Genomic DNA, 16,284 nt, shown 5'->3' on the forward strand with positions numbered 1-16,284 from the left:
CTTATGCCTACTCCAAACCCGCTGGCCCCCGTGAAAGGTGCCGGTACCACCCTCTGGCTTTACACCGGAACGGGCAACGCTTTCGCTAACCCGCTCTCGGATATCGACTGGAACCGCCTGGCGAAAATTAAAGAGCTGACGCCGGGCGAAATGACCGCCGAATCGTATGACGACACTTACCTCGACGACGAGGATGCCGACTGGAACGCGACGGCCCAGGGGGCAAAATCTGCTGGTGATACCTCGTTCACCCTCGCCTGGAAGCCGGGCGAAGAAGGGCAAAAAGACCTTGTCGCATGGTTTATTGATGGCTCAGTACGCTATTACAAAATCAAATACCCGAACGGTACCGTCGACGTTTTCCGCGGCTGGTGCAGCAGCCTGGGTAAAGCCATTCCGGCAAAAGAGGTCATTACCCGTACAGCGAAAATCACCAATACCGGGAAGCCGGAACTGGCAGAAGAAAGCGGGACCCCGAATATCCCCGTGACCGGCGTTACGCTCGATAAAGCCACGGCAAGTGTGGCCGTCGGCGCAACCACAACGCTCAGTGTGACGGTTAACCCTGCCAGTGCCTCAGATACCTCGTTCCGCGTGGCAACCTCCGACGGGGCAAAAGCAACGGTCACCGTTAGCGGCAACGCGATCACCGTCACCGGCGTGGCGGCAGGCTCCGCTGACGTTATTGTTATGACCAGCGACGGTAATTTCGTTGCGGTCTGCAAAGTCACCGTAACTGCAGCGTAAGGAAGGACGCATGTTTCTGAAAAAAGAGAAGTTCACCTGGCAAACAGAATCCCTGACCATCTTCGAGCTGTCGGCGCTGCAGCGTATTGAGTACATCACGTTTATGGCCGCAGAGGAAAAGGCCGTCAGCGCTGACAGCGATGGCATCAGCGATCAGGAAATGACGGCCAGGCTGATAGGCTCAAATATTCGCTGCGGTGCGCGTTTGATCGCGATGTCTTTGTGGCATAACGATCCGGCTGGCACGGATGTGGAAACGCTTTATCAGCAGGTGCTTAGCGGCTGGCCGCCGGAGGCGATCGGTAAAGCAGAAATGGAAATAAAGCTGCTCTCCGGCATGCTCGTTCCGGTTGAGGATGACAACGTTGCCGATCCGGATTCCTCAGCGGAGGCCGAAAGCGCTGAACCCGTTACGGCGGAAAAGCCCTTGCCAGCGAGCTGACGTTTGTCCTGAATCTGGCGCGCGAGTTCGGGCGACCCGACTGGCGCGCCATGCTGGCTGGAATGACTTCCAGTGAGCTGGGCGACTGGCACCAGTTCTACCGGGAGCATTATTTTCAGGACGCGCAGCTCGATGCGCATTTCTCAGAGCTGCTTTATTCCATCTCCACTCTTTTCTTCCGCGACCCGGAACTTACCCCCGCACATTTCAGCCTGCTTTCTCCTTCCGGTATCGTCATCAGCGATGACGAGCCGGATGATGATGCGCTGATGGCCGCAGCTGAGGGGATAACAGGAGGTATCCGATATGGCCCAGCAGATTAGCGATCTGGTCATCAACCTTGACGTCGACAGCGCCACGTTTAGTGAGCAGGTTGCCCGCATAAAGGGCCAGCTAACCGGGATGGCTGAGGACTCTGAAAAAGTCCAGACGCGAATGCAGCGCGCTTCCGAGCGGCAGGCGGCTGCGTTTAAAACCGTTGGCGACGCTGGCGCGGCGGCTGCCGCAGATATGAAATCCCGCCAGTCGGCCGCAACGGAAGGGCTGACCAAAGACTGGCAGAACGTTTCAAAGTCCGTTGATGAGACTCACCGCCGCGTGACCGAGCTTAATCAGCGCATGCGTGAGAATGACGGGCAGGCCGCAGCGCTTGCCCGTCGACAGGATGAACTGGCGGCATCATTTTTCCGCCAGATTGACGGCGTTCGCCAGCTCAATGGTGAGACACAGTCGCTTGCGAACGTGCAGGCGCGCTTTCGCGCAGCGAGGGCACAGGGCAACATAACCCAGCAGGATTATCTCGCCCTTATTTCCCGCACCACTGCCCGTCAAAAAGAACTGCAGATCGTGGAGGAAAAATCGGCCGCCGCGCGCACGCGATTCCTCAGCCAACTGAAGCAACAGGTTGCAGAGCAAAAGCTCTCCGGTACCGAGCTGCTGCGCATGAAGGCGGCGCAGGTCGGTGCCAGCGATGCTGCTGAGGTCTATATCCGCAAGCTTGAAGCTGCCAAAGTGGCCACGCACGGTCTGGGGCTGCAAAGTGCTGCTGCCCGGCAGGAGCTGGGGGTACTTATCGGCGAGGTCATGCGCGGTAACTTCGGTGCGCTGCGCGGCTCCGGGATCACGCTGGCGAACCGGGCAGGATGGATAGACCAGCTGCTGTCGCTGCGCGGCCTGGGGATCGCCGGCCTGGTTGGTGGGATTGCCGCGGCGGTATTCGGGCTGGGTAAGGCCTGGTATGACGGCAGCAAAGAGTCTGAGGAATTTAACAGGCAGCTGATCCTGACCGGGAACTACGCGGGGAAAACGTCAGGGCAGCTTCAGGCGCTGGCGCGCTCGCTGGCCGGTAATGGCATCACGCAGCATGCCGCTGCAGGCGTGCTGGCGCAGGTCGTTGGAAGCGGCACGTTCAGCGGGAATGACGTCAGCATGGTCAGCAATGTTGCCGCCAGGCTGCAGCAGGCTACCGGGCAGGCCGTTGACGAAACCATAAATCAGTTTAAACGCCTGAAGGATGATCCGGTTAACGCGGTCGCTACGCTCAACGATTCCCTTCACTTTCTGACTGCCACCCAGTATGAACAGATAGCTTCTGCTCAGGCGTTGGGGGATTCGCAGAAAGCTGCCGAGCTGGCCATGCGGGCATATTCCGACGCGGTCATTCAGCGCGCCGGGGCGGTCGAGGATAATCTTGGCTCCCTCGAAAAAGCCTGGAACTGGGTGAAGAATGCCGCCTCCGGCGCATGGGATGCGATGCTTGGCATAGGGCGTAATCCTGACTCCCCGATGAAGCGCCAGGACTCTTTTGCTGAATGGCAGGCAGCAGAGAAAGAGTACCGCGCGCTGTCCAGCAATCTTAAGGTCGACCCGGATTATGCCGGTAACAACGTTCTGCAGAAAGCAGATGCGGAAAGGCTGAGAAACGCGCGCCAGCAGGTGGAGCTGAAAAAGCAGGCTTACGATCTTGCCGATCAGCAATACGCCCAAGAAGGGCTGGCAGCCGCGCGGGAAAAAATGCGAACGGACCAGCAGGCTCAGGCAATCCGCAGCCAGCAGCAGTTTAACCAGCTGGTGGAGTCCGGCGCGACGGCGGCAGAAAAGCGGGCTTCAGCTGAGAAAAAGCTCAGTCAGCTTATTGAGAAAAACCGCCAGGATGCGAAAGACGGTGTCGCCACGCTGTGGACTGAAAAGGACATTGCCGCGGCCCGCGCCGGGATTGAAAAGCAGTGGAAGGATCCAAAAACGCCGAAAGGCAAAAGCTACTCAACGCCCGCCGGGGACAAAGCCGAGGAAAAGGCGCAGGCCGAACTTCTCACCCTTCAGGCCCAGCTTAAAACGCTTGAGCAGCATACCAGCGTGAACGACGTCATAAGTAAACAGCGTCAGGATCTCTGGCAGACTGAAAATCAGTTCACCGTTCTGCAGGAGGCCGCGGGGCGTCGTCAGCTTACGGCGCAGGAAAAATCCCTGCTGGCGCACAAGGAAGAAACGCTCGAGTACAAGCGGCAGCTGGCCGACCTGGGTGATAAGGTTGCCAGCCAGCAAAAGCTCAACCAGTTGGCCGATCAAGCCGTGAAGTTTGAGCAGCAGCAAAAAGCCGCCAGGGCGGGCCTGCAGGCTCAGTCTGAGGGGGTATCCACCCGGGAAGCCGGGCGACAAACTACGCTGCAGCGTCTCAGCGAAAGCTATTCGTACAACCCTCAGGCGCAGCAAAAGGTTCTGGAAGAGCAAAGGGCGACGTTCGAGGCTGAAGATGCTCTGCGCGCAAACTGGCTGGCCGGGGCTAAACAGGGCTGGGCCGAATATCAGGATTCTGCGACAAACGTTTTCAGCTCTGTTCAGCAGATTTCGCAGGCAACGTTCAGCGGGCTGGCGGGTCAGCTTACCAGCCTGACGACAACCGGGAAGGCGAGCTTCAGGGACTTCACCAGCTCGATCCTTAAAATGATTGTCTCCGTTATCAACCAGCTGCTGGTGGCCTACACCATCCAGAGCGCAATGGGCTGGGTGAGTGGCGGTACCAATACAGTATCTGCAGGTCAGTCATTTTCGGTACCGTCTTTCCGCCCTGCGGGCTTTGACGCAGGCGGCTTTACCGGGCACGGCGGCAAGTACGAGCCAGCCGGTATCGTTCACCGCGGGGAGTTCGTCTTCACCAAAGAGTCAACCAGCCGCATCGGCGTGGCCAATCTTTATCGGCTGATGCGAGGGTATGCCTCCGGTGGTCTGGTCGGCGGGGGGAGCGCAGCAGCTTCTGGTATCGGTGGGATTAACGTTTACGCACCCGTTTCAGTGACTACAGCGCAGTCTAACGATACGAAGCAGCAACAGAGTGGCGATGGTGCACTTGCTCAGGCTTATCAGAAAGTGGTTGATCGTTCGGTCCGCGAGGGCATCGCGCGCGAAACAAGGCCTGGGGGAATCATCTGGAATGCCACTAAACAGAGGTAAATGATGGCCATAGAGCATTTTGCATGGAAGATTCAGGCAGCAAGCCAGCCCACTCTGAGCAGCAAAGATACAGTCAGAACGGCGCAGTTCGGTGATGGGTACAAGCAGGTAAGTGGTTCTGGCCTGAACGATGAGGTTCTAAATTATGCCTTTTCTTTTACTGGCGATCCGGTAATAGCCAGAGAGATTCATTCATTTCTGCGGAGGCATAAAACCAAGTCTTTCACATTCACTCCACCTGGTGGTGATTTAGCCCTCTGGCGTGTTGAGGCTGACAGCCTTCAGCGAGTCACCCTGAATAAAAAAGTGGAAACCGTAACCGCAACGTTTGAACAGGCATTTACACCATGAGCCTTAATGCTGATTATCAAAAACTCGAGCCGGGCAATGAAGTCCGGCTTTTTTCTGTCGATGGTACGGCCTTCGGAATGTCAGATGTGCTTTTCTTCCATGCGCATAATATCGCGCATACACCAGAAGAGATTGATGCTGCTGGTGGGGATGAAAGTAAACTGCCTGCGAAATCCATCTGGTGGCAGGGGCAGGAATATAAAGCGTGGCCCTGTCAGATTGAGGGGATTGAGGTTTCCACCAGTGGGAGCAGCGCGCAGCCTAAATTATCGGTTGCTAACCTCGACAGCTCTATCACTGCGCTCTGTCTAGCCTATGATGATCTGCTGCAGGCGAAGGTCACGATCCATGATACGTTGGCCAGCTACCTTGATGCCCGAAATTTTCCAGGCGGGAACCCCACGGCAGACCCTACGCAGGAAAAGGTGAAAGTATTTTACATCGATGCCAAAAGCGCAGAGACAAACGAGGCCGTGGAATTCACACTTTCAAGTCCGATGGACCTGCAGGGACTGATGATTCCGACGCGTCAGCTGCATTCGCTCTGTACCTGGTGCATCCGGAACAAGTATCGCACCGGCGACGGCTGCGACTATGCCGGGACCAACTATTTCGACAAAAACAATAACCCGGTCAGCGATCCGTCCCAGGATGAATGCAGCGGCACTCTGACGGCCTGCAAACTTCGGTTCGGCGAAAATAACGAACTCTCGTTTGGTGGCTTCCCGGGGACGTCTTTGATCAGGAGCTGATATGCGTCAGAAAACCATTGATGCCATTATGGCGCATGCTGCAGCTGAATATCCTCGTGAGTGCTGTGGCGTCGTGGCGCAGAAAAGCCGCGTTGAACGTTATTTTCCGTGCCGTAATCTTGCAGCGGCGCCAGAGGACAATTTTGTCCTTTGTCCGGAAGATTACGCAGCAGCTGAAGACTGGGGAACTGTGATCGCCATCGCTCACAGTCACCCTGATGCCACGACGCAACCAAGCGAACTGGATAAAGCGCAATGCGATGCATCACTTTTACCCTGGCACATCGTGAGCTGGCCGGAGGGGGATTTACGTACCATCCAGCCGCGCGGAGAACTGCCGCTGCTGGAGCGTCCGTTTGTGCTTGGACACTATGACTGCTGGGGGCTGGTCATGAGTTATTTCCGGCAAACCCACGGTATCGAGCTACACGACTATCGGGTGGACTATCCCTGGTGGGAAAAGGGCTATCCGTACAACTTCTATCAGGATTGTTGGTACGAGTGCGGTTTCAGAGAGTTCGACGGACCACCGAGGCCAGGCGATATGGTGATCATGCAGGTCCAGGCCGATAAGTGGAATCACGCGGGAATTTTGCTGGAGGGCAATATGCTGTTGCATCACCTGTACGGACACATAAGCCAGCGTGTGCCGTACGGCGGCTACTGGCAGGAACGAACAGTTAAGTTATTGCGCTATAAGGATTTATTTGTCTATTAAATTATGTCATCAAAAATAATTCTTATATTGCAGCCAGATTGAATGGTGTTAAGATATTTCCGATTGTAATTAAGGGAAATAAATGATGAAGAAAATAGTCCTGATAGTTTTAACTACCATGATTTTATCTGGTTGTGCGGTTCGAAAGGAAATGGTCCCTATGGGGGGAAGCAAGGCCGATGGTACTGTGAGAATGGGTTATACAGTCGGTCAATTTGAAAAGCCTGTTGTTGACCTTAATCAAGCCGCATCTTTAGCCGCCCAAAAATGTAAAACCTGGGGATATGAAGGTGCAGAACCTTTTGGCGGACAAACTAGCCAGTGTGGACAGATGGATGGTTTTGGGAGTTGTATTATGTCCAACGTATCTGTCGAATATCAGTGTACCGGCGGTAAAGCTGCACAAAATTGATATTTAAACCGCTTCGGCGGTTTTTTTATGTGTGGAAATTGTATGAAAGAGGTTATGAGTCGAATTGAACTTGGCGGAGTTCTTGGTAAAACGTTTGGAAAAGTTCACCATCGCCTGATTTCACGTGTGAGCGAGGCCGGTGTCGCACTCGCGAAGACCATTCCTGGATTTGAGAAGTTTATGATTTCCAGCCAGCGTCGCGGGCTCACATACTCTGTGTTTAAGGGTAAAAGAAACATTGGTGAGGATGATCTTGGCTTTCCGGTTACCGGTGACGTTATCCGTATTGTTCCAGTTATTATAGGCAGTAAAAAAGCAGGGATATTACAAACAATCCTTGGTGCAGTGCTGGTTGTTGTCGGGGTGGCTGTTGGCTATTTTTCAGCAGGTACGTTATCTGCAGCCGGGTATGGTGTCGCACAATTTGGTGCGGCGATGATGGTCGGCGGGGTTGTGCAAATGCTTTCTCCTCAGCCAACGGGATTGGCCAGCAAACAAAGCTCGGATAATCGCGCCTCATACGCATTCGGTGGAGTGACAAACACTGCAGCTCAGGGCTACCCGGTACCGCTACTTTATGGTCGCCGGCGAATCGGCGGAGCGATTATTTCAGCCGGAATTTATGTCGAAGATCAGCAGTAGATAACAAACCTTTTTTCAGGCCACCTTCGGGTGGCTTTTTTATGGGCGCAATATGGCTACAGAAAAAGTGTTAAAGGGCCGCAAGGGCGGCAGCTCCAGTTCCCGAACTCCTACCGAACAGCCAGATGATCTGCAGTCAGTAGCCAAGGCGAAAATCCTTCTCGCGCTGGGAGAGGGGGAGTTTGCTGGTGGCCTCACTGCGCGTGATATTTATCTCGATGGCACCGCACTTGAGAACGCAGATGGTTCACAGAACTTCAGCGGTGTGGCGTGGGAGTTTCGCGCGGGAACTCAGGCACAAAATTACATTCAGGGCATTCCCGGTACCGAAAACGAAATCAGCGTGGGTACTGAAGTTTCCAGTGTTACCGCATGGACACGCACTTTCACTAACACCCAGCTATCGGCAGTACGCCTGCGTCTGAAATGGCCGTCTCTGTTTAAACAGGAAGATGACGGGGATTTGGTCGGCTATTCGATCAACTATGCGATTGACCTGCAGACTGACGGCGGAACATGGCAGACGGTACTCAATACCAGCGTGACCGGGAAAACAACCTCTGGTTACGAGCGTAGCCACCGAATTGATTTACCTCAGGCTGGCAGTACCTGGACCATCAGACTGCGTAAAATTACAGCCGATGCTAACAGCGCGAAGACTGGCGACACGATGACACTGCAGAGCTTCACTGAGGTGATCGACGCCAAGTTGCGCTATCCGAACACCGCGCTGCTGTACATTGAATTCGACTCCAGCCAGTTTAACGGCTCAATCCCGCAGATCTCCTGTGAGCCCCGCGGACGTGTTATCCGCGTTCCTGATACTTATGACCCTGAAACCCGAACCTATAGCGGTACATGGACCGGGGCGTTTAAATGGGCATGGACGGATAACCCGGCGTGGATTTTTTACGATCTGGTGGTTACCGATCGTTTCGGTCTTGGTAACCGGCTTACTGCGGCTAACATCGATAAATGGACGTTGTACCAGGTGGCTCAGTATTGCGATCAGCAGGTACCGGACGGCAAAGGCGGAAGCGGTACCGAACCACGGTATACCTGCAACGTCTATATCCAGGACCGTAACGACGCTTACACTGTGTTGCGTGATTTTGCCGCTATCTTCCGCGGCATGACTTACTGGGGCGGGGATCAGATCGTTGCCCTGGCTGACATGCCACGTGATGTTGATTACAGCTATACGCGCGCGAACGTTATTGACGGTCGCTTCACCTATTCGAGCAGCACCGCGAAAACCCGATACACCACAGCGCTGGTATCCTGGTCCGATCCGGATAACGCCTACGCTGACGCGATGGAGCCCGTATTTGAGCAGGCGCTGGTGGCACGTTACGGCTTTAATCAACTGGAGATGACGGCTATCGGATGCACCCGGCAATCAGAAGCAAACCGAAAAGGCCGCTGGGGCATCCTCACCAACAATAAAGACCGTGTTGTTTCGTTCGATGTCGGCCTGGATGGAAACATACCACAGCCGGGCTACATCATCGCCGTTGCAGACGAACTGCTTTCCGGAAAGGTTATGGGCGGCCGCATCAGCGCCGTTAACGGTCGCGTTATCAAACTTGACCGTGTGGCAGATGCGGCAGCAGGTGATCGCCTAATTCTCAACCTACCTTCCGGAGCGTCGCAGAGCAGGACCATTCAGGCCGTGAACGGTGAATCAGTCACAGTCACCACGGCATACAGTGAGACGCCACAGGCCGAAGCTGTTTGGGTGGTGGAATCTGACGAGCTTTACGCTCAGCAGTACCGCGTTGTCAGCGTAAGCGATAACGATAATGGCACCTTCTCGATCACCGCTGCATGGCATGATCCGGATAAATATGCCCGTATCGATACTGGCGCAATTATCGACCAGCGGCCAATAAGTGTAATACCTCCTGGTAATCAGTCACCGCCAGCTAACATCGTGATCAGCTCGTTTTCTGTGGTTCAGCAGAATATCAGCGTCGAAACGATGCGCGTCAGCTGGGACCAGGCGCAGAACGCTATCGCCTATGAGGGGCAGTGGCGCCGCAATGACGGAAACTGGGTGAACATACCGCGCAGCTCCACCACGTCATTTGACGTCCCGGGGATTTATTCCGGGCGCTACCTGGTGCGCGTGCGCGCAATTAATGCCGCTGAAATTTCCTCAGGATGGGGATATTCAGAAGAGAAGACCCTGACCGGCAAAGTAGGTAATCCGCCTAAGCCAGTAGGATTCACGGCCACGGGCATTAACTGGGGGATCCGTCTGAACTGGGGTTTTCCGGCAAACACCGGCGATACGCTAAAAACGGAAATTCAGTACACTGCCAACAGTGACTTTTCAGATCCACTCTTGCTCTCAGATGTGCCTTATCCATCTGCGGAATACACCCAGCTCGGCCTTAAAGCAGGTCAGGAGTTCTGGTACCGCGCGCAACTGGTAGACAGAACGGGTAACGAGTCCGGTTATACCGACTGGATCAGGGGGATGTCTAACGATAACGCCGATGATTATCTGGGTGATATTGCAGACGATTTCCTTACCTCTGCTGATGGGGAGCGCCTCACTGGTGACATCGATACCAACATTGAAGGAATTCTTCAGAACGCCCTGGCTAACCACGGAACAGTCGAGCATCAGTGGGCACAATACGGGGAAGTGCGTGCCGATATCCTTGTTGTTAAAACGACGATTGCTGAGGTGGATAAGGCAATGGCCGAACTATCAACGCAGGTACAGGCGCAGATAGAGGACGTAACTGCAGCGCTGGAGGATAAGCTTACCGCCGTCGTCGATGCCTCCGGCGCTTCGGCGATCTATACCCTCAAAGCAGGCGTCAGGATAAACGGCATCATGTATAACGCCGGGATGTCGATTGCCGTTCTGGCGCAGGCAGGGCAGCCGATCGTTACCCGCGTTGGTTTCAACGCTAACCAGTTCGTGCTGATGAGTGGCAGTGGTGATACCCAGTATTCACCGTTCGCGGTGATAAATGGCCAGGTATTTATCAGCTCAGCGTTTATTCAGGATGGCACGATCACCAATGCCAAAATCGGCAATTTCATCCAGTCAAATAATTATGTTGCAGGGTCGCAGGGATGGCGAATTGATAAAAACGGGACGTTCGAAATTAACGGCGTAGCTGGAGGGGGGAGAATGCTGATAACCAGCACTCTTATTCAGATTTACGACAGCAACAACGTGCTGCGCGTCAGAATGGGGTTATGGTAATGCCGCAGGGTTTACAATGCTGGGATAGTGCAGGGCGTATTGCTGTAGATCTAACTGATTATGCAATCAGATATATAGGGAGCACATCTGTAACTTTTGCTGCTGGAGAAACGGTAAAAGATGTTTATTTTTCGGGTATAACTCAGGATGGCTCATTTATAACGATTGTAACATCGGGGGTAACTGCGAATGAATATTACTGCCGCGCTTTTAATGGCGGCTTTACTGCATTCTATTTACCGATCACTGGCAGTCCTGCATTCACTTTCACAGTTGAGGTTTATAACTTTCAATGAGCGGTTTCGAAGTTTACAACAGTGACGGAAAGTTGCTTGTTGACTCTCAAAACAGGTCCACCCTTTTTTATGATCAACGCTCGCTGGGTGCTGTTATCGATAAAGGGTTTTACCGCGTGGATAGCCCGTTCGGTGACGGAAGTACGCTGGGTTTCACCCAGCAACAATTCTGGAATGACGGAACCTTGCGGTGGCTTAAACTGGACGTAAACAAGTACGGTTTACCCGGAGCTGAGCTTCTTGAAGACAATGCAGGCAGCATGATCCGCACGACGAGAAACATCGGAATGCAGAGCGGTTACCTGGATGTTTTCGATAGTGCCGGAAACCTTATCTGGAGTGCTACATCAGCATCGAAAATGCCAAGGGTTGTTGGCTTCTTTGACGTGCCGGCGAACTATGACCTGCAGAACAATACCTTTGTGTTAAACCTCAGCTTTACCCCGTGGATTCTGGTGAATAACTGCCCCGGAAACCTCAGTGATGATGGAGGGGTAACGGGTTACTCAGGCATTGCTCTGAAGTGGACTGGCTCGCAGCTGCAGGGCCGATACATCTCAAAAAATCAGCGTAGCTGGAGCCAGACACTCCAGGGGCGTGGGTTACGAATCCCCATCGCTCAGTTTGTCGGCATTTGATGCAGGTGGAACGCGGGGATAATGCGTAGCGATCATGTTTTGCCTAACCCCCTTTGCTGGCTCGAACCTGTACACAACATCAAAATTATCTTCTTTCTTATAGCAAATATTACTCAGTCGCTTATTAACATGACGGCTAAAAATACCATTGCTGCTATCTGAAATAACGTTAACTTTCCTTTTTACACAGTCGATGTTGACGTGAATATCACCACCAAGTGATAAGCGCGCTGCATCTACTGGGTAATCCATTTTGAAACTATATTCTTTTTCATGGTCGGAGCAGCCAAACATAAAAAATGTAATGGCTGTGAGTAAAAAACGAGTTTTCATGTAATTCCCTTTTGTTGTTATGGGTGAATTTTAATCTAATGATGTGTATTTTCTCAAACACAAAAGGGTTTTTATCCTCAAAAATTTCACCTCGCTCCGGCGGGGTTTTTTATTGCCCGAAAGGAGCGCATATGTCTGCAGGAACTATCACCCTGACAAACGGGTCCGCTATTGTTGGCGGTTCAGGAACCTCATTCGCAACCGAACTTGCCGCAGGTGACTTTATTGTCTCAACTGTGGGTGGTGTACCTTATACGCTGCCGGTGAAATCGGTCGAGAGCAATACCCAGCTGACGCTGGTCAGCAACTTTACCGGGCCAACGCAATCCGGTGCGGCCTGGTCAGCAGTTCCCCGCGTGGCGCTGAACATGGTAACTGCCGCGCTGGTGGCGCAAAGTGCTGAAGCGCTGCGTGGACTGAACTACGACAAACAGAACTGGCAGCAGGTTTACAGCGCCGCCGGAAACATCACAGTGAAGCTGCCAGACGGCACTACCTTCACCGGCCCGTCATGGAAATATCTGTCTGACAATATGGCGACTAAGAGCGGCGGGGCCGTACCTGTTAATCAGGGCGGTACCGGATCGACAACCGCATCAGGCGCTCGCACAAACCTCGGTTTAGGCACATTCGTTACCCAGGAAGATCAGAGCATCGTCTATGGCCCGTCGCAGGATCATGCGCTTGTCGTACGAAAAGACGAATGGGGCGTCGTTGTTTCGGATAATGGTAATCCGGTACCACTCGGAACCCGTTATGGTGGAACGGGTGCAACCACCGGAGATTACTGGGGAGCCTGTACTAACATTGGAGCCATAAGACAAAAGACAGCACGGTTTGCGCCTGGTGATACACCGACGAACATTTACTGGAAAAACAGTACCGGTTTCATTACTGGCCAGGTTGAAGGTGGAGCCGTAGGGGCATGGATTGATATTACCTCTGCCGATGAAGCCGCCCGAATGCAGCTAATAGGTTTTTATGGCGACAATAATGGTAAACGTGGGTTCGGTTATAAGGTTTATAACCCCAACTCTCAGTCCTGGTACAATCTCGCCGTAGTGCGTGATACAAGCAACACAACCGTAGATAGCAACGGGTTTATCAAAATCGCGTCACCAATCGTGAAGATTTACGGTGACGGACGATATGAAACTAACGATGAATCAGAAGGCGTTACGGTCACTCGTCTAGATGTAGGCCAATATCTCATTGATGGGTGTGAAGCGCTCAATTCAGACGCTGCCTGGGGCGGTATCGATGGAGGTTTTGAGATTCCCACCGACAGGAACAAGCAACCTCTTATATGGCTGGATTATAAGGTTAATTCTGACGGTTCCGTGCTGGTTAAAACCTACCACCGTTCCTACCCGTCGGCACCTGAATTTGCCAGAAATGAGCGGGCGGGGTTAGCTGATGGAGATCCGGTTGATATACCGTCTGACCAGTTTGTAAGCGTTCGAGTGGAAATGCCTGCTGATTCTTTGCAGGCCGATAGCTAAATAATTACTTGGCCAGTAAAAAATTATCTACCTGTGTTTTAAGGCTATCAATCTTGACCATGAGAGCAAGGATCGCTTCATGGTGAAGAGCTGCCGCCACGCCGAACGTATCAACAGATTTTACACCCTCGATTTCTGAGCCATCTCTTAAGGTTGTTTTTCCATATGATTTCACTGCGTCAGGGAAAACCTTCTCAACTTCCTGGGCTATGAACCCATACCCGTGCGCAGGGGTATCGAGGCGGTCCCATTCGACGCCTCGAAGTTGCTGCATTTTCATTAGCGGATCAGCGATTACCGTAACATTTTCTTTGATACGTTCATCAGATGCTGTTACCCAATTGCCTGTGGCAGCGCCATTGGAATGGAAAACCCAAGTGACCATCCCTTCCTGATTCGACCCTTTCAGGTTTAGTGTGACATTATCAAAATTAGCCCCGCCACCACGGGCTCCCCCGAAAGACCATTCTCCTGTATACCAGGTGCCTTTGATGAGGTTGACGTAATTACCTGTATTTGGGTTATAGCCACTGGCCACCACCAGGCTGATGCCGTTATTCATCAATCCACCGCCACCATTATCCCCGGAATTGATGGCAAATCCGGGGTTACCGTTAATCCCTGGCTGGACTGTAATTGGGCTCGTAATTTTCCCACCCACTTTCTGATCGACAGAATTAAGCCGTGAATCATCGCCGGCGGCGACCGTTCCCGCCGCTGCGCCAACGTCTCTCGTAGCGCTGTTTCCTAAACCGACGTTTTATAGATTGCACTCGAGCGGCCTGGCCGATAACGTCACCTGATTTTTTTGCAGAAATAACTGGGTGAAAAACATGCAAATTGGCTATGTAAGGGTGTCAACAAATGACCAAAATACAGCTCTTCAGCGACAAGCGCTTGAACGCGCAGGATGTGAGCAGATTTTCGAAGAAAAAATGAGCGGAACAGTGGCAAACCGGCCAGCACTCAAGAAACTTCTCAAGGCATTAAATGAGGGGGATACGCTGGTAGTCTGGAAGCTGGATCGCCTTGGGCGCAGCATGCGTAATCTTGTGCTGCTGGTTGACGAACTCCGCCAACGCGGTATCGACTTTAAGAGCCTCACTGACAGTATCGATACCTCCAGCCCGATGGGGCGCTTCATCTTTCATATCATGTCAGCCCTGGCGGAAATGGAAAGGGAGTTGATTGTGGAACGCACCCGGGCAGGTCTGGCTGCAGCTCGTGAGAAAGGGCGAATCGGCGGCAGGCGTCCGAAGCTTACCCAGGAACAATGGGACCAGGCGGGCCGACTGGTTGCGAACGGTCTGGACAGGAAGCAGGTAGCGATAATTTATGACGTAGCCGTCTGCACACTTTATAAAAAATTCCCTGCTTCAAAACAGGTTTAAATCTGTTCACATAGAGTTACGGGCATGAAATTTACAAAGCCCATAATGCGAAGCGACATAGAAACTTAGAAACGAAACGGCGAAGCCAATCTCAGCCTCTTAAATTTAATGCACCGCGCAGATCAGAAAAGGGCCTACGTTATTAGCGACAACCATGTCCCCACTCGGCAACTGACGTATGCCGACGATCCTGCTTGCCCCCTGCTGCAGCGGCGCAAGCTCCGTTTTCGCCAGACTAACCGGCACATCGTCATTACCGGCTAAAATCGAATCGGTTACCTGCAGGTAATAATTGCTGCCGCCGAGATGTACATAGTCGTAAAAGACACTGCGGTTCATCCTGTAGGTTACTCCCTCTGGAGTGTGGAGTTCACCAGCGATGAAGACGGTGGCTTTTCCCAGGTAGTTGAAGTTCAGCGTCTGAGTGAAATTCAGAGAAGCCGCATTACTGTTATTACCGTTATTACCGTAAAAGGATACGGTTGAAGACGAACAGGTAAAACTGAGATTATGCCGGGAAAACCAGTATCCGGTCGTGATAAATATCACCAGGAGTACAGCGGCGGCAGTATAGATAAAACGGTGTCTTTTATTCATCAGCGTATCCAGTCGTAATAATAAATATTCTGGCAGGTATCCCGGGAATCATCCCATTCAATACAGCGACTGAACATCACTCTCGCCGGTTTATGTAAGTGCAGAGCTTCTTGGGCAAACATATAAAACGCGGTAGTTTGAGTGCAGATTTGATTATTTTTTTCGAGTACTTCTTTCGCCACCGCAAAACTGGAGGCATCGGCAACGTCGCTTTTCACTCCGGAAATATCATAAACCGGACAGCCTTTTATCTCACCAATCTTCCGGGGGGCAATTTTCTCCGGTTGTGTGGTAAATAAAAAAGAACCCGTAACAATAGCCCCCAAGGCAAATATTGTTGCAATATATTTTGGCAGATGCGAAAACCGCTGATGCCGATGAGTATGCACTGAAATACTTATTTCTTTACTCAGGTAATATCCGGCTCGCGGGACCGTGACGATAATATCCTGACGCTCAAGATATCCGGCAAGAGTTTTCCGCAACAGGCTGATGTACTGATTGAGGGTATTGGACGAAGAGGCAATCCCCGCCTTTTCCCACACCTCATCAAACAGCGTTTCCCGTGTTACCAGTTCACCATGATGCATCACCAGATGGTGAAGAATTTTATTGGCAATAGCCGTCAGGTGCGTGGCGTCAACCACCTTTTCATCGTGACGACGCAGATTGGCGTTCACAGGATCGTAGATTACCTTGCCATCAAGGGTATACAGCATTGCTCATCTCCTTATGCCGAGCATTGCTACATGATAGACCTTTCCATCCACAACTGTACGGCAAGGTG

18 protein-coding genes are annotated in these 16,284 nt (G+C 52.5%); 14 read left to right on the top strand and 4 right to left on the bottom strand.

Annotated elements, in window-relative coordinates; translation table 11 throughout:
- Nucleotides 1-3 precede the first annotated feature (3 nt).
- The 12 genes from NI40_RS08800 (at nucleotide 4) to NI40_RS08850 (ending at nucleotide 11,674) form a co-directional block, all read left to right on the top strand.
- Nucleotides 4-747 (top strand): phage tail protein, encoded by a 744-nt coding sequence (locus tag NI40_RS08800; RefSeq protein ID WP_039261977.1) that lies wholly within the window; start codon nucleotides 4-6, stop codon nucleotides 745-747.
- Nucleotides 748-757: 10 nt separating this feature from the next.
- A complete protein-coding gene (gpG, locus tag NI40_RS08805) occupies nucleotides 758-1,189 on the top strand; it encodes a phage tail assembly chaperone G (RefSeq protein ID WP_039261979.1) in 432 nt (143 codons plus the stop codon).
- A 50-nt stretch (nucleotides 1,190-1,239) separates the two neighbouring features.
- On the top strand, nucleotides 1,240-1,512 hold the full coding sequence (locus tag NI40_RS08810) for a phage tail assembly protein T (RefSeq protein WP_010429901.1): 273 nt from the start codon (nucleotides 1,240-1,242) through the stop codon (nucleotides 1,510-1,512).
- Nucleotides 1,496-4,639, top strand: coding sequence for a phage tail tape measure protein (locus NI40_RS08815; protein WP_039261980.1), 3,144 nt, complete (start codon nucleotides 1,496-1,498; stop codon nucleotides 4,637-4,639). The genes NI40_RS08810 and NI40_RS08815 overlap by 17 nt, the downstream gene beginning before the upstream one ends.
- A 3-nt stretch (nucleotides 4,640-4,642) precedes the next feature.
- The gene (locus NI40_RS08820; protein ID WP_039262174.1) at nucleotides 4,643-4,990 is read left to right on the top strand and encodes a phage tail protein; all 348 of its coding nucleotides are present in this window, start codon (nucleotides 4,643-4,645) and stop codon (nucleotides 4,988-4,990) included.
- Nucleotides 4,987-5,742: a phage minor tail protein L gene (locus NI40_RS08825; protein ID WP_039261982.1), complete on the top strand. Its 756-nt coding sequence runs from the start codon at nucleotides 4,987-4,989 to the stop codon at nucleotides 5,740-5,742. The genes NI40_RS08820 and NI40_RS08825 overlap by 4 nt, the downstream gene beginning before the upstream one ends.
- A gap of 1 nt (nucleotide 5,743) precedes the next feature.
- Nucleotides 5,744-6,460, top strand: coding sequence for a C40 family peptidase (locus tag NI40_RS08830; RefSeq protein WP_039261984.1), 717 nt, complete (start codon nucleotides 5,744-5,746; stop codon nucleotides 6,458-6,460).
- Between the two features lie 82 nt (nucleotides 6,461-6,542).
- On the top strand, nucleotides 6,543-6,872 hold the full coding sequence (gene yecR / locus NI40_RS08835; RefSeq protein ID WP_225828840.1) for a YecR family lipoprotein: 330 nt from the start codon (nucleotides 6,543-6,545) through the stop codon (nucleotides 6,870-6,872).
- A gap of 42 nt (nucleotides 6,873-6,914) precedes the next feature.
- Complete coding sequence (locus NI40_RS08840) at nucleotides 6,915-7,514, top strand: tail assembly protein (RefSeq protein ID WP_039261986.1); 600 nt, start codon at nucleotides 6,915-6,917, stop codon at nucleotides 7,512-7,514.
- 52 nt (nucleotides 7,515-7,566) lie between these two features.
- On the top strand, nucleotides 7,567-10,740 hold the full coding sequence (locus NI40_RS08845; RefSeq protein WP_039261988.1) for a host specificity protein J: 3,174 nt from the start codon (nucleotides 7,567-7,569) through the stop codon (nucleotides 10,738-10,740).
- Nucleotides 10,734-11,036, top strand: coding sequence for a hypothetical protein (locus NI40_RS22700; protein ID WP_039261990.1), 303 nt, complete (start codon nucleotides 10,734-10,736; stop codon nucleotides 11,034-11,036). The genes NI40_RS08845 and NI40_RS22700 overlap by 7 nt, the downstream gene beginning before the upstream one ends.
- Nucleotides 11,033-11,674, top strand: coding sequence for a hypothetical protein (locus tag NI40_RS08850; protein WP_039261993.1), 642 nt, complete (start codon nucleotides 11,033-11,035; stop codon nucleotides 11,672-11,674). The genes NI40_RS22700 and NI40_RS08850 overlap by 4 nt, the downstream gene beginning before the upstream one ends.
- Here NI40_RS08850 and NI40_RS23865 read toward each other — a convergent pair.
- On the bottom strand, nucleotides 11,639-12,007 hold the full coding sequence (locus NI40_RS23865) for a hypothetical protein (protein ID WP_139152909.1): 369 nt from the start codon (nucleotides 12,005-12,007) through the stop codon (nucleotides 11,639-11,641). The genes NI40_RS08850 and NI40_RS23865 overlap by 36 nt on opposite strands.
- A 131-nt stretch (nucleotides 12,008-12,138) precedes the next feature.
- On the opposite strand from NI40_RS23865, the gene NI40_RS24275 reads away from it, so the two are divergent.
- On the top strand, nucleotides 12,139-13,509 hold the full coding sequence (locus tag NI40_RS24275; RefSeq protein ID WP_052206729.1) for a phage tail fiber protein: 1,371 nt from the start codon (nucleotides 12,139-12,141) through the stop codon (nucleotides 13,507-13,509).
- A 4-nt stretch (nucleotides 13,510-13,513) separates the two neighbouring features.
- On the opposite strand, the gene NI40_RS08860 is transcribed toward NI40_RS24275, so the two are convergent.
- Nucleotides 13,514-14,071: a tail fiber domain-containing protein gene (locus NI40_RS08860; protein WP_236918802.1), complete on the bottom strand. Its 558-nt coding sequence runs from the start codon at nucleotides 14,069-14,071 to the stop codon at nucleotides 13,514-13,516.
- A 271-nt stretch (nucleotides 14,072-14,342) separates the two neighbouring features.
- On the opposite strand from NI40_RS08860, the gene NI40_RS08865 reads away from it, so the two are divergent.
- Nucleotides 14,343-14,900 carry a recombinase family protein gene (locus tag NI40_RS08865; protein WP_039262179.1) on the top strand — a complete coding sequence of 186 codons (558 nt, stop codon included), beginning with the start codon at nucleotides 14,343-14,345 and terminating at the stop codon, nucleotides 14,898-14,900.
- 105 nt (nucleotides 14,901-15,005) lie between these two features.
- Here the strand turns inward: NI40_RS08865 and NI40_RS08870 are convergent, their stop codons facing one another.
- Both NI40_RS08870 and NI40_RS08875 read right to left on the bottom strand, forming a co-directional pair.
- Nucleotides 15,006-15,497, bottom strand: a complete 492-nt coding sequence (locus NI40_RS08870) for a hypothetical protein (protein WP_039261995.1) — start codon at nucleotides 15,495-15,497, stop codon at nucleotides 15,006-15,008.
- Nucleotides 15,497-16,216 (bottom strand): winged helix-turn-helix domain-containing protein, encoded by a 720-nt coding sequence (locus NI40_RS08875; RefSeq protein ID WP_052206730.1) that lies wholly within the window; start codon nucleotides 16,214-16,216, stop codon nucleotides 15,497-15,499. Before NI40_RS08875 ends, NI40_RS08870 begins: the two co-directional genes overlap by 1 nt.
- Nucleotides 16,217-16,284 lie beyond the last annotated feature (68 nt).

This window comes from Enterobacter sp. E20 (genome assembly GCF_000801755.2).
GTDB lineage: Bacteria > Pseudomonadota > Gammaproteobacteria > Enterobacterales > Enterobacteriaceae > Enterobacter > Enterobacter asburiae_B.